The following is a 12,750-nucleotide window of genomic DNA, read 5'->3' as shown; positions in this document are numbered from 1 at the left end:
GGAGAGCGGACGCCGCCCCTATGCGACGCCCGCTCATCCGTTCGATCAGGCCTTTACGTGGGCCGAGATGTACTTGTTCATCTCGAACATCGTGACCTTGTCCTTGCCGAAGACCTTCTGGAGCTTCTCGTCGGCCAGGATCTCGCGCTTGTTCTCGGGATTCTGCAGGTTGTTGGACTTGATATATTCCCACACCTTGCTGATCACCTCGCTGCGCGGCAGCTTGTCGGTGCCGACGATTGCGCCGAGTTCGGGCGAGGGCTGGACAGGCGCATGAATGCCGCCGGTCTTGGGCTTGCCCTCCTCAGTCTTGGTCTTCGTAGCCATTGAATTCCTTCCTGTTGCGCCGGTCAGCCGGCATCTAGCGGAATCACGCCGTTGCGCAGGCGTGACAGCCTTCTTGCGCTGCCCGCGCGCGCTTGTCACGCCCTTGTGTGAAGGCTGTGTGAACATGGCGCCCTAGTGTTAGCTCAATGGGATAGCCCAGCAGTGGCCGTATCGCGGCGGAGCGGCTAGTTCGCGGCGAACAATGACGAGAGGCAAGATGGAAACGATCAGCCAGAACAAGGCCTATGGCGGCGTCCAGGGCGTGTATCGCCACCGCTCCGCGACGACCGGTACGGACATGACATTCTCCGTCTATGTCCCGCCTCATGAGGAAGGCGCGCGGTTACCGGTGCTCTGGTATCTGTCGGGGCTGACGTGCACGCATGCCAATGTCACCGACAAGGGCGAGTATCGCCGGGCCTGCGCCGAACACGGCATCATCTTCGTCGCGCCGGACACCAGCCCGCGGGGCGACAACGTGCCCGATGACGATGCTTGGGACTTCGGTCAGGGGGCCGGTTTCTATGTCGATGCGACGCGGGATCCGTGGTCGGCGAACTTCCGGATGCGCAGTTATGTCGAGGATGAACTGCCGGCGTTGATCGCGCGTGAATTCGCGGTCGCGGACATGTCGCGGCAGGGGATCACGGGCCACTCGATGGGCGGGCACGGCGCGCTCACCATCGCGCTGCGAAATCCCGGCCGCTTCCGCAGCGTCTCCGCCTTTGCGCCGATCGTCTCGCCGCTGAACTGCCCGTGGGGAGAGAAGGCGCTCGGCGGCTATCTGGGCTCCGATCGCGCGGCATGGATGCCGTATGATGCCTGCGCCCTGATTGCCGACGGCGCTCGCCTCGACGCGCTGCTGGTTGATCAGGGCGATGCTGACGCCTTTCTTCGCGAGCAGTTGAAGCCCGAGTTGCTCCAGCAGGCGTGCGAGGCCGCGGGCATCCCGCTGACGCTGAGGATGCAGCGGGGCTACGACCACAGTTACTACTTCATCGCTACCTTCATGGCCGACCATATCGCCTGGGCGGCAGAGCGGCTGCGCTGACGGGGTTTGGTCACAAGGAAGACGGCGGGCCGTCGCCGACCCGCCGTCTGGTGATCTTCATGTGGATGATGAGGGGCCGCGCAGAAGCCGGCCCCTCTTTCGATCAGAAGCGGAAACCCGCACCGATGCCGTAGCGGCGCGGTTCCAGGGTGAAGATGTTGGTGAACAGGCCCGACGACTGATCGGTCAGGTACAGGCCGGTCGTGGCATTGTTGTCGAAGATGTTCTGGATGAAGCCGCGAACATACCAGCGGTCATCCATGCCGTTCAGCTGGATCTGGGCATTTGCCTGTTCATAGCCCTGGATCCGGTTGACGCGGCCGTTGAAGATGTTGCCGTAGCTCTCCCCGGTGTAGGTCAGGTCGAAGCGCGGGACGAGGTTCATGCCGTTCGAGAATTCGAACGTTTTCTGGATGCCGGCGGAGAACTTCGCGATCGGCGCCTGCGGCAGCGAATTGCCCTTGATGCTGACGCCGACGCCGTCGACCACCTGGATCAGATTGCCCGGGTTGAGCGGGCTGGTCGGGCCTGCCAGCGTCTGCAGCGTGTTGCAGAGGCTGAACGCACCGCTGGGCGCGCCAACATTGGCATCGACCGGGTAGGGCGACGGACCCCGCAGGCCGTTGGCGGCGGTGAGACCGGCGGTCGTGTTGATCACATTGTTAGCGGCGGAGACAAAGGCTTCGGCAGCGGCAGCGGTGGGACCGCGCACGACGCAGTTGAACGCGCCGCCGATGTCCTTGATGATCACCGAGTTGCGATCGCCGCCCGACGGATCGCGCTGGTTGATGAACAGCCCTTCCTCCTGGACGCTGGTCTTCAGGTAGCTCGCGCCCAGGTTGATCGCCCAGTCACGCGCCGGCCGGATGATCGCTTCCGCCTCGACGCCCCAGATGTTGGCGTCGATATTGTCGTTGATCGACGAGCGGGCAACGATGCGGCTCAGCTGCAGGTTCTTGTACTGATAGTAGAAGCCGGTGACGTTCAGCGTCAGCTGGCCATTGCCGAAGGTATTCTTCGAGCCGATTTCGAAGGCGTTCACGATTTCCGGTTCGAACGCGTCGGGGATGGTCAGGCCAGGGACCTGAACCGCCGGATTGAAGCCGCCGGACTTATAGCCTCGCGAATAGGAGGCATAGACCAGGTTGTTGGGCGTGAACTGGTAATCCAGCACGGCGCGGCCGGTGAACTCGTCGAACGTGCGATTGCGCCGCTGGAACGGCTGGATCCCGGGGGTAACCGGATCCGCGTCATAGGTGCCGTAATAGGGCGAGTCGAACGCGCTGCCCGTCTGCGTGTACGGCGTCAGGAAGCTCGCGAGCGTGCTGCGCGCCCGGAGCGACTTGTTGTCGTTGTTGTAGCGCAGGCCAAGCGTCAGCTTCAGCTGGTCGGTGAAGTCGAAATAGGTTTCACCAAAGATGCCGTAGGACTTCAGCTTGAACTCGGGCGTCGCGTTCAGGAAGAATGGCGTCGCCGAAAAGGACGGCGGCACGCCAGCGCCGGCTTGCGCGAGACTCTGTAGCGATCCGAGAACGCCGGCGACATAATCAATGGGGAAGGCATTAACGTAATAATCGCCATTGGTAAGCTTGTTCTGGACGTAGATACCGCCCAGCAGGAAGTTGAACATCCCGTCGAAGTCGCTGGAGATGATCGCTTCCGCCGACCATGCCTTCGTCTTCTGCGTCGACCGGTCGAACGCAAGCGGCGTATCGGCGCAGCGCTTGAACCCGCCATAGGAGCCCAGCCCGTTCGCCACCGCTTCGGAGGTGCAGAGGGAGGAGCCGACGCCATTGGGGATCAGCGCATTGGCGATCGGGCGGAAATAGGGCGCGAGCGTTGGGCTGGCAGCAAAAGCAGACAGCGCAGTGAGGCCCGGGATAATGCCCTGCGAGTTGCCGACGCCCAGCGTATAGTCCTGGCTCGAGTCGACGCTGGTCTCATGGTAGAAACCGGTCAATTGCGCGCGGATCGGCCCGAAATTATGCTCGAGGCGACCCTGGATTTGCAATTCGTCGGTGAAGTAGGTCGGGTTGACCGCCGAGGCGACCTTCCGGACGTCGGGTGAGTCGAGGTAGCCGGCATAGGCATCCGGGCCGTACAGGCTGTTCAGGCCGAGCAGCGAGGCGTCGATGCCGGCGGCACGGAACGCGCCGAACGTGATCCCCAGGAACTCACGCGAGCCCAGCGTTCCGGTGAAGCTGGCGTTGGTGTTGCTGCGCTGAAAGTCGAGGCGCCCGTTGAGGCAGCCCAGCGTACCGGTCGGATCGCGCTGGCACTGCTGCTTCTGAATGCGCAGGCGATCATCCTTTTCGCGGAAGTAATAACCCATCAGGTCCAGCGTGGTGTCGACCGAAGGCTCCCAGCGGAACGAACCGCGGATCGCGTACATGTCACGCCCGTCGATGCGCGTGTCGTTGTAGAGATTCTCGGTATAGCCGTCGCGCTTCAGGTAGAAGCCGGCGAGGCGAACGGCCGCCGTGTCACCCAGCGGCACGTTGATCATGCCCTTCAGCCGGATCGAATCGTAATTGCCATATTCGGCGTCGCCGCTGGCCGAGAATTTGTCGGTCCGCGGCTTGGCCGTGATGAAGTTGACCACGCCAGACGTCGCGCTGCGGCCGAACAGCGTGCCCTGGGGACCGCGAAGCACCTCGACTCGCTCGAGATCGAAATATTCCGTTTCGAATATGCGGGTCGCGAACAGCGGCGTGCCATTGATATGGACGGCCGTCGCCGCATCGCACGAAATGCCGACGCACAGATCGCCGATGCCGCGGATCGTGAAGCTGGAGCCGGTGAAATTGCCCTTGGAGAAGGTCACGTTGGGCAGGGTCAACTGGAGATCGGAAGCGTTGTCGATCTGCTGTGCCTGCAGCGTCTCGGCCGAGAAGGCGGACACCGCGATCGGCACGTCCTGCAACGTCTGTGCTTGGCGTTGCGCCGTGACGACGATATCCGATCCCCAGCCGGCTTCCTGGGCCGCGGGGGAGAAGCCCGTCGAGCCGGGTGCCTGCTGGGCAGGCGCGGGCTGGGCCGGTGCAGGGTCGGCGGACGTTGTCTGCCCGAAGGCGGTAGAAGGAAGCATCGCAAGCAACGCGACGGCTGAGGCAGAAAGCAGATCGATCTTGCGCATTGACATCCTCTCCTGGATCCGCCGCCGGCTTTTTTGCCGATCTGCGGTGTGCAATTTGCAGGAAGGAAGGTAGCGCCATAACAATTCTTACGTCAAACGGATTTGCGGCTCTTATTTGCTTGTCTGATGGCGTTTGTGTCTGAAATGAAACAGTAGCTGATGTGAACTTTTGCTTCGTTGCAGCATGGCTCACATTGCATTGCACAAGGGTTTGTCTTTGATGAGCGTTAAAGGTTCACCGGAAGATGGTGATATGATTGGCGAAGACGGCAAGATCGCCGTGCCGGAGCATGTCGCAAGTGCAATACGCACGCTGATCGAATGGGCGGGGGACGATCCCTCCCGAGAGGGGCTGGTCGACACGCCGAAGCGCGTCGCACGCGCCTGGCGGGAATATTGCGCCGGCTATGCCGAGGATCCGGCGCATCACCTCTCTCGAATTTTCGAGGAAGTGGGTGGCTATGATGAGATCGTCCTTCTGAAGGATATCCCGTTCCAGTCGCATTGCGAGCATCACATGGCGCCCATCCTCGGCCGCGCGCACATCGCCTACCTGCCGCGCAACCATGTCGTTGGTATCTCGAAGCTTGCGCGGGTCCTTCACGCTTATGCCCGGCGCCTGCAGGTGCAGGAGCGTCTCACTGCTGAAGTTGCCGACTGCATCTGGAACGGCCTGAAGCCTCAAGGCGTCGCGGTCGTCATCGAGGCGAGCCACGCGTGCATGACCGCGCGCGGCGTGCGAACGCCGGGCGTGTCGATGGTGACCAGCCGGATGATGGGCGTGTTCCGCGACGATGAACGCAGTCGCAAGGAGGTGCTGGCGCTGATGGGCATGCAGGGGCGCACGTGAGCCGCACTGTTCTCGTCACGGGCGGAGCACGGCGGCTGGGGGCCGCGATCTGCCGCGCCTGTGCCGATGCGGGGTGGCGCGTCGTCATCCACTATGGCTCGTCCGAGCAGGACGCCGTGAAGCTCGCGGCGGAGATCGATGGCGTCGTGGTGAGTGGTGATCTGGCACGCACGGATAAGATACATGCGCTCTTCGACCGCGCGTTAGCCGCCGCAGGCGGCCCGATCTATGCCCTGGTGAACAGTGCGTCACGGTTCGAGGAGGATCGCGCACGGGCGATCGATCCGCGCCTCGCGGCAGAGCTGTACGCGATCAATTGCACGGCGCCTGCGATGCTGTCAGCGGCGCTGGCGGCGCAGCCGGGCTTGGCAGAAGGTGCGGTGGTCAATTTGCTGGATCAGAAGCTCGCCAATCCCAACCCGGATTTCTTCTCTTACTCGTTGACCAAATATGCGCTCGCCGGTGCGACCGAGATGATGTCGATGGCGCTGGCGCCGCGCATCCGGGTCAATGCCGTGGCACCCGGTTTGACGCTCCCGAGCGCTGACCAGACGGCGGCGGAGTTCGACCAGGTTTCGCGCGAGAATCTGCTGCGGCGACCAGTGGGCGCGGAGCAGGTGGCGGCAGCGGTCGCGTGGTTGCTCGATGCGCCGAACATCACCGGACAGACCGTCTATGTCGACAGCGGCCAGCGCTTCCTGAAGCGTGACCGGGACGTGATGTTTGCGACCCGCGAGGAGGCGCTGCGTGGCTGATTATTCGATCATCCTCGACCGGCTGGATGTCGCCATGCGCCTCGGCATCCACCCGCATGAAATGGAGCCGCAGCGGGTACGCCTGTCGGTCGAGATGACGGTCCGTTATTCGCATCCGCCGTCCGCCGACGCGATCGACGAAGTGATGGATTATGACTTCGTTCGCACGGGAATTCAGGAGCTTGCGGCTGGACCAGGCTTTGCGTTGCAGGAAACGCTGGTGGAGGCGATCGCCGCCATGTGCCTCGCCGACGCGCGCGTACAGCGGGTGCGGGTGCGGTCGATGAAGCTCGACGTCTACCCGGATGCGCGCGTCGGGTGCGAGGTGGTGCGGGACCGCGTCGGCCGCTAGCCGGGTCCGATTTAACTGGCGGGCCGCGGCTTTGCGTCGGGGCTGGTGAGGTCGACGATCTCGAACCCGTTGGTCGCCATGCGTCGGCGCACCAGGCTGCCGATCGGGGTGGTATAGTCCGATCGGCGGGTGAACCGCTCGATCCGGTAGGTGCCTTCTTCCGGCACGCTCGTCGCGGGAATGGGGGAGTAACGGCGGCCTTCCACCTGAGACACAATGGCCGCAGCCCAACGGCTGCCGGGCGAGGCCTGGAGAACTTCGGCCTCGGCGGTGCGGCCGTCGGCCTTCACCCAGAAACCGATGTCGGCCCATTGCACGGCGTCCTGTTCGCTGGCGGTGCGCGGAATGGGATCGATGAACCCCTGCGCGCGTGAGAGGGAATTCGCATCCGAACTGGCGACCAAATTGTACGGTGGTTCCCAGACCAGCAACTGCCGGTCGCCGGGCGCACCGCCGACCTGATCGGCTATGTCGCCCGTCTTGGCGCGATCGGTGTATACCGCCTCGGCGCGCACCCGCATCACGGTCAACAGTTTCCGCACTTCGGGATCAGCCGCCACCGGCAGCGCCTCAAGCGCGCTGATCCGTCGTAGTGCGACCGCCTTCTTGCCGACGCCCATGTCGAGCGCCGCGAGCCGCAAGCCCGCCAGCACGGCAGCGCGATCCTCACCGCGGCGGCGCGCCTCCGCCTCGGCGGCGCGATAGGCGTTCTGCGCGCGGCGATAATCGCGCAGCTTCATCCACATGTCGCCCAGCGTGATCGAGGATAAGACGACGGCATTGTCGTCGGCGGGAAGATGATCCCGCAGCACCCGCACCTGATCGGCCACCGCCGAGCGATAGGTGTCGCGATCGCCCTCATGGATCGCGACGGTGGCATAAGCCTCGTACAAGGCGGCGACCGGGCGGGGATCGGACCCCGCCTTGTCCTTGTTGCGGGCAACCGCCGCAGCAAGCAGCCGCTTCGCCTTCAGATATTCGCCGTCGCGAAACTGCGATTCGGCAAGTGCGATGGTCGCGGTCGCGTCACGCAGGGGCGTGCAATTGCCCCTGGCACAATCCGCCTGCGCCTCAACCAGTCGTTTCCCCTTGATCACGATATCGGCCGTTGCGGCCTGAAGCATCAGCAGCAAGGTGAACATGGCGTCTCTCCTTCGATCCGCAGCATGATCCTTTTGCGTGACTGGTCAAGTCACGCCGTCATCATTGCGGATCGAGGAAAGTTGTTGATCAGGCGCGGTTTGCGGCGCTCAGCACGGCGCGAACACTGGCGGTCGCGACATCGGTATCGATGCCCACGCCCCAGACGACGCGGCCGTCGGCGGTGCGGCATTCAAGATAGGCCGCTGCCTGCGCGCCCGCGCCATGGCCGATCGCGTGCTCGGTATAATCGACCACGTCGAGCGCCGGCCCGGTCGTGTCCGCCAGCGCGGCGATCACGCCGGAGATGAGGCCGTTGCCGCGACCGGAGAGCGAGCGTTCCTCGCCGTCGATCGCAACGCGGCCAACGAAGCGGCGATCGCCGACGCTGCCTGTCTCATCATAATCACGCAGCACGAAGCGGTCCTTGTCGCCCGGCAGGTACGTGCGCTCGAACGCGCCCCAGATGTCGGCGGCGTTCAGTTCGCGGCTCGTCTCGTCGGCCAACGCCTGGACGTGGCGGCTGAAATCGGCCTGCAGCCGCTTGGGCAGCTTTAGCCCCTTGTCCTGTTCGATCACCCAGGCGACGCCGCCCTTGCCCGATTGCGAATTGACGCGGATCACGGCTTCGTAGCTGCGGCCGAGATCGGCCGGGTCGATCGGCAGATAGGGCACTTCCCAGAAATCGTCGTTGCGCGCCTGCTGCACGGAGAAGCCCTTCTTGATCGCGTCCTGGTGGCTGCCGGAGAAGGCAGTGAAGACGAGGTCGCCGGCATAGGGCGTGCGCGGGTGGACCGGGATGTTAGTGGCATATTCCACCGTCTTCACGATCCCGTCGATGTCGCTGAGATCCAGCTTCGGATCGACGCCCTGGGTGTACATGTTGAGCGCGACCGTCACGAGATCGCAATTGCCGGTACGCTCGCCATTGCCCAGCAGGCAGCCCTCGACGCGGTCCGCGCCGGCCATCAGCCCAAGCTCCGCCGCGGCGACGCCGGTGCCGCGATCGTTATGCGTGTGGAGGCTGATCACCACCGCCTCGCGGTTCGGGATGTGGCGACCGAAATATTCGATCTGGTCGGCATAGACGTTGGGCGTTGCACATTCGACCGTCGCCGGCAGGTTGAGGATGATCGGGCGCTCAGCGGTCGGCTGAAGCACGTCCATCACCGCGGCGCACACCTCGATGCTGAAATCGACCTCGGCGGTGGAGAAGGTTTCCGGGCTATATTCGAAATGCCAGTCGACGTTGGGCTGCTTGGCCGCTTCGTCGCGCAGCACCTTCGCGCCCTCGATCGCGATCGCCTTCACTTCCTCGCGGCTCATGCCGAACACGATGCGGCGCCACGCGGGGCTGACGGCGTTGTAGAGGTGGACGATCGCGGAATGCGCGCCCTCAAGGCTCTGGAAGCTCGTCTCGATCAGGTCGCGGCGCGACTGGGTCAGCACCTGGATCTTCACGTCCTCGGGTATGCGATCCTGCCGGATCAGGCCGGAGATGAAATCGAACTCGGTCGCGCCGGCGGAGGGGAAGCCGACCTCGATCTCCTTCAGACCGACCTTCACCAGCAGGTCGAAGAAGCGGGTCTTCTTCTCCGCATCCATCGGATCGATCAGCGCCTGGTTGCCGTCGCGAAGATCGGTCGACAGCCAGCGCGGCGCACGGCTGATGACCTTCGACGGCCAGGTGCGGTCGGGGATGTCGATGGTCGGGAAGGGGCGGTATTTGGTCGATGGATCGCGCAACATGGATCGGCTCTCTTCGCTTGAAGGGGCAGTTTCGGCTCTTCTGGTGCCCTTAGGCGCTTCGCGTGCGGCCCGAGGGCGCACGGCGTGGATCGCGCCTAAGGGCGCGTAAGTCGCAGAAGGAGGCCGAGATCACGGATCATCGCCGTCCGGTTGCCGCATCTTGGCCGGCTTGTCCACCCGCTGATCAATTCATCCTCGACGCGTGCGGGCTGCGCCGAGCCGCTGGCAGGACAGAGCGGCGGCGAACTTTGACGCTTTCGTAATGCCTTGATGGATAGAAGGAGGGCTGTCGGGAAAGACAAGGGATCAGTGTGAGACAGCTTCTTTATATCAGTTCGGCCACTCCCGACGCGGCCGTTGATGTGGGCATCATCCTCTCCGCCTCCATGCGCAACAATCGGCGCGACGGTGTGACAGGGCTGTTGTGGACCGACGAACGCCGGTTCCTGCAGGTTTTGGAGGGTGAGAGTGGCGCAGTTCAGGCGGTGTTCGACCGGATCAGCCGCGACCCGCGCCACCGCGGCATCGTGGTGCTGCACGACCGCGCGATCGCGGTGCGTGAATTCGGCAGCTGGGACATGGCGCGGCGCGGGCGGAACGATACTGCTGATGCCTTTGATACGCGGATGCGGCACCATCTGGCCGCCGCCTCACCGACCGTACGCGGCACGTTCGAGGGGCTGATCGCGGCGCGGCGCGCCGCCTGACGGGCAATGAAAAGGCGGCGTCGGCGGGGCGAGCCCCCGCGGCGACGCCCCCCGAAACCCTTGCTTACTTCTGGAAGGCGGCGGTGATCTTCAGCTTCACCTCGTCACCGACCATCGGAATACCATAGCCGATGTTGAACTCGCTGCGGCGCAGCGCGCCGGTCGCGGTGAAGCCGACATTCTCCTTGCCGCCCATCTGCGCCGGCGCCTTGCCCGCGCCGTAGAAGCTGGCGTCGAGTACCACCGGGCGGGTCACGCCGTTCAGCGTCAGATTGCCCTCGATCCGTGCCTTCTCGCCATTGGGCGTGACGCGGGTGGAGACGAAGCGCGCCGGGGCGGGTGCCGCGCCGAAGAAGTCGGCCGGCTTGCCCGCTTCACCCGGCTTCAGCATGTGCTTGGTAAGGCCAGCGCTGGCGGTGGTCACTTCGGCGATCGGGATGGTGACGTCGACCTTCGACGCCGCCGGGTTCTTCGGATCGAGCGTCAGCGTGCCGGTGATGTTGCCGAACAGGCCGAAATAGGGCGAGAAGCCGAGGTGATCGACCGTCCACTGCACCAAGGTGTGGCCGGCATCGGCGGTGTAGGTGCCGCCGGTGACGGCCGAAATGTTCTTCTGGCCCGGGATGGTCGGCGCCGGCGACTGCTGCTGCGCGGCGTACACCGAGCCCGTCAAAAGAGCAGAGAAAATGAATGCATGTGCGATGCGCATGTGAAAACCTCCCGGAAACGACCCAAGCCTTGAAAGCCAGAACGCTCGGGCGCGGAAAAGGTCCGCGTCCGAAACGACCCGTTTCACTTATTTTCGCGCATCACTTATTTTCGATGCCGACCACGATATCGAACTTGATCCGCACCCAGGCGCCGACCATCGGCTTTCCATTGACGCGCGGCGGGCGCACCAGGAACTGCCATGATGCGCGTCGCAGCCCGCGCGCGATGCCGGAGCCCGGCGTTTCGCCCATTTCGCGGCAATCCTCCACGCGATTGCGCCCGACGGTGCGGCAGGCGATGATGCCCCAGCCGCTTTCCTGGCGCGCCGGCATGAAGGGCGAAAGCTCCGCCTTAGTCGGCTCACGCACCCATTCGGCGGCGTAGAGTGTCTCGCCGTTCGGGCCGCCCCCGGCGCCCCCTTCGGATCCGCCGCCCGATGCCGCGCCTTCGCCCGCGCCGCCGCCGCTTGGCGCCGGTGCGCTCTCGATGCGGCCGATGTCGGCGGAGGCGTAATCGGCGCGCGACAGCTTGATCACGCCCGGAAGCTCGATCGGCGGTGGTGGGACCGGCGGCGGGGGCTGCGTGACCGGGGGCGTCGGCGCGCGTTGCGGCGTCGCCTTGGGACGCTGTTGCGCACGTTGCTCTGCCGCCTGCGGGGCGGGGCCGGGCGAGCTGACGTCAAAGGTGGACAGGATGCTGCCGTCGCCCGGCGGGCGGCCTGGCCAGGCACCCATGCGGATCAGCACCAGCACCAGCAGCGCCACCAGCAGCAGCGCGAGGCCTGACGACACGAGCCGCGCACGCCAGGTCGGCTGGGCGCGGTACGTCGCATGAGTGGTGGACGCTCCCCGCATCGCCCGCCGCCTAATCGGTTGCGGCGGCGGGAACAATGCAGATGTGGCGGCCGATCAGCGCCGGCCGCCAGTGAGGCTCAGTTCTTTTCCTTGTCGACCAGCTTGTTCGCGCCGATCCACGGCATCATTGCGCGCAGCTCGGCACCGGTCTTCTCGATCGGATGCGCTTCGGCCGCCTTGCGCGCGGCCTTCAGCTCGGGCTGGCCGGCGCGGTTGTCGAGGACGAAGTTCTTGACGAAGCGGCCCGACTGGATGTCCGCGAGGACTCGCTTCATTTCCTTCTTCGTTTCGTCGGTGATGATCCGCGGGCCGGTGGTGATGTCGCCATATTCGGCCGTGTTGCTGATCGAATAGCGCATGTTCGCGATGCCGCCCTCATACAGCAGGTCGACGATCAGCTTGGTTTCGTGGAGGCACTCGAAATAGGCCATCTCGGGGGCGTAGCCCGCCTCGACCAGCGTCTCGAACCCGGCCTGGATCAGGTGAGTGATGCCGCCGCACAGCACGGCCTGCTCACCGAACAGGTCGGTCTCGCACTCTTCCTTGAAGTTCGTCTCGATGATGCCCGAACGGCCGCCGCCGACGCCGCTGGCATAAGCGAGCGCGATGTCATGCGCGTTGCCGCTCGCGTCCTGATGGATCGCGATGAGGCAGGGGACGCCGCCGCCCTTCACATATTCGCTGCGCACCGTGTGGCCCGGGCCCTTGGGCGCGATCATGATGACGTCGATGTCGGCGGGTGCCTCGATCAGGCCGAAGTGGATGTTGAGGCCGTGCGCGAAGGCGAGCGCGCTGCCGGGCTTCATATTGCCCTTCAGGTCATTCTCCCAGATCGCCGCCTGATGCTCGTCCGGCGCCAGGATCATGAGGATGTCGGCCCAGCCGGCGGCTTCCTTGTTCGACAGCACCTTGAAACCGGCGGCCTCGACCTTCTTCGCGGTCGCGGAGCCTTCACGGAGCGCGATCGCCACGTCCTTGACCCCGCTGTCGCGCAGGTTCTGCGCATGGGCATGGCCCTGCGAGCCATAGCCGACGATGGCGATCTTCTTGGAAGAGATCAGGTTCAGGTCAGCGTCGCGATCGTAATAGACACGCATTGGTAGATACTCCCTTGCTCG

General features: G+C 64.5%; 12 protein-coding genes. 5 read left to right on the top strand and 7 right to left on the bottom strand.

All coding sequences use genetic code 11. The features are described from left to right. Nucleotides 1-45: 45 nt before the first annotated feature. Nucleotides 46-327: an SWIB/MDM2 domain-containing protein gene (locus L8F96_RS00255; protein WP_046410374.1), complete on the bottom strand. Its 282-nt coding sequence runs from the start codon at nucleotides 325-327 to the stop codon at nucleotides 46-48. 217 nt (nucleotides 328-544) lie between these two features. Between L8F96_RS00255 and fghA the strand changes: the two genes are divergently transcribed. Beyond that, on the top strand, nucleotides 545-1,378 hold the full coding sequence (fghA, locus tag L8F96_RS00250; protein WP_334654439.1) for an S-formylglutathione hydrolase: 834 nt from the start codon (nucleotides 545-547) through the stop codon (nucleotides 1,376-1,378). A 103-nt stretch (nucleotides 1,379-1,481) separates the two neighbouring features. Here fghA and L8F96_RS00245 read toward each other — a convergent pair whose 3' ends face one another. Continuing rightward, nucleotides 1,482-4,514: a TonB-dependent receptor gene (locus L8F96_RS00245; RefSeq protein WP_334654437.1), complete on the bottom strand. Its 3,033-nt coding sequence runs from the start codon at nucleotides 4,512-4,514 to the stop codon at nucleotides 1,482-1,484. A gap of 253 nt (nucleotides 4,515-4,767) precedes the next feature. On the opposite strand from L8F96_RS00245, the gene folE reads away from it, so the two are divergent. Genes folE through L8F96_RS00230 form a run of 3 tightly spaced genes read left to right on the top strand, consistent with a single transcriptional unit; the run spans nucleotide 4,768 to nucleotide 6,471 of the window. Further along, nucleotides 4,768-5,364: a GTP cyclohydrolase I FolE gene (folE, locus tag L8F96_RS00240; protein ID WP_334654435.1), complete on the top strand. Its 597-nt coding sequence runs from the start codon at nucleotides 4,768-4,770 to the stop codon at nucleotides 5,362-5,364. Continuing rightward, a complete protein-coding gene (locus L8F96_RS00235; RefSeq protein ID WP_334654433.1) occupies nucleotides 5,361-6,119 on the top strand; it encodes an SDR family oxidoreductase in 759 nt (252 codons plus the stop codon). The genes folE and L8F96_RS00235 overlap by 4 nt, the downstream gene beginning before the upstream one ends. Beyond that, entirely contained in the window at nucleotides 6,112-6,471 is a 360-nt protein-coding gene (locus L8F96_RS00230) for a dihydroneopterin aldolase (protein ID WP_334654431.1), read from the top strand. Before L8F96_RS00235 ends, L8F96_RS00230 begins: the two co-directional genes overlap by 8 nt. 11 nt (nucleotides 6,472-6,482) lie before the next feature. Here the strand turns inward: L8F96_RS00230 and L8F96_RS00225 are convergent, their stop codons facing one another. Continuing rightward, on the bottom strand, nucleotides 6,483-7,613 hold the full coding sequence (locus L8F96_RS00225; protein WP_145118957.1) for a hypothetical protein: 1,131 nt from the start codon (nucleotides 7,611-7,613) through the stop codon (nucleotides 6,483-6,485). A gap of 88 nt (nucleotides 7,614-7,701) precedes the next feature. Beyond that, nucleotides 7,702-9,360 (bottom strand): 2-isopropylmalate synthase, encoded by a 1,659-nt coding sequence (leuA, locus tag L8F96_RS00220; protein ID WP_334654429.1) that lies wholly within the window; start codon nucleotides 9,358-9,360, stop codon nucleotides 7,702-7,704. Nucleotides 9,361-9,671: 311 nt separating this feature from the next. On the opposite strand from leuA, the gene L8F96_RS00215 reads away from it, so the two are divergent. After that, nucleotides 9,672-10,067, top strand: coding sequence for a BLUF domain-containing protein (locus L8F96_RS00215; protein ID WP_046410387.1), 396 nt, complete (start codon nucleotides 9,672-9,674; stop codon nucleotides 10,065-10,067). Nucleotides 10,068-10,131: 64 nt separating this feature from the next. Here the strand turns inward: L8F96_RS00215 and L8F96_RS00210 are convergent, their stop codons facing one another. From L8F96_RS00210 to ilvC, 3 genes are all read right to left on the bottom strand, one after another. Further along, the gene (locus L8F96_RS00210; protein ID WP_046410388.1) at nucleotides 10,132-10,776 is read right to left on the bottom strand and encodes a YceI family protein; all 645 of its coding nucleotides are present in this window, start codon (nucleotides 10,774-10,776) and stop codon (nucleotides 10,132-10,134) included. A 100-nt stretch (nucleotides 10,777-10,876) separates the two neighbouring features. Further along, nucleotides 10,877-11,632, bottom strand: a complete 756-nt coding sequence (locus L8F96_RS00205; protein WP_334654426.1) for a hypothetical protein — start codon at nucleotides 11,630-11,632, stop codon at nucleotides 10,877-10,879. A 77-nt stretch (nucleotides 11,633-11,709) separates the two neighbouring features. After that, entirely contained in the window at nucleotides 11,710-12,729 is a 1,020-nt protein-coding gene (gene ilvC / locus L8F96_RS00200; protein ID WP_046410391.1) for a ketol-acid reductoisomerase, read from the bottom strand. Nucleotides 12,730-12,750 lie beyond the last annotated feature (21 nt).

Source organism: Sphingomonas panaciterrae (genome assembly GCF_036890205.1).
Classification (GTDB): Bacteria; Pseudomonadota; Alphaproteobacteria; order Sphingomonadales; family Sphingomonadaceae; genus Sphingomonas; species Sphingomonas panaciterrae.
Note: the sequence above shows the minus strand (reverse complement) of the source record. Positions and strands in the feature narration are given on the sequence as shown.

Coding starts and splice junctions, on each gene's coding strand:
- L8F96_RS00255 (WP_046410374.1), bottom strand. CDS start 327: ATGGCTACGAAGACCAAGACTGAGGAGGGCAAGCCCAAGACCGGCGGC.
- fghA (WP_334654439.1), top strand. CDS start 545: ATGGAAACGATCAGCCAGAACAAGGCCTATGGCGGCGTCCAGGGCGTG.
- L8F96_RS00245 (WP_334654437.1), bottom strand. CDS start 4,514: ATGCGCAAGATCGATCTGCTTTCTGCCTCAGCCGTCGCGTTGCTTGCG.
- folE (WP_334654435.1), top strand. CDS start 4,768: ATGATTGGCGAAGACGGCAAGATCGCCGTGCCGGAGCATGTCGCAAGT.
- L8F96_RS00225 (WP_145118957.1), bottom strand. CDS start 7,613: ATGTTCACCTTGCTGCTGATGCTTCAGGCCGCAACGGCCGATATCGTG.
- leuA (WP_334654429.1), bottom strand. CDS start 9,360: ATGTTGCGCGATCCATCGACCAAATACCGCCCCTTCCCGACCATCGAC.
- L8F96_RS00210 (WP_046410388.1), bottom strand. CDS start 10,776: ATGCGCATCGCACATGCATTCATTTTCTCTGCTCTTTTGACGGGCTCG.
- L8F96_RS00205 (WP_334654426.1), bottom strand. CDS start 11,632: ATGCGGGGAGCGTCCACCACTCATGCGACGTACCGCGCCCAGCCGACC.
- ilvC (WP_046410391.1), bottom strand. CDS start 12,729: ATGCGTGTCTATTACGATCGCGACGCTGACCTGAACCTGATCTCTTCC.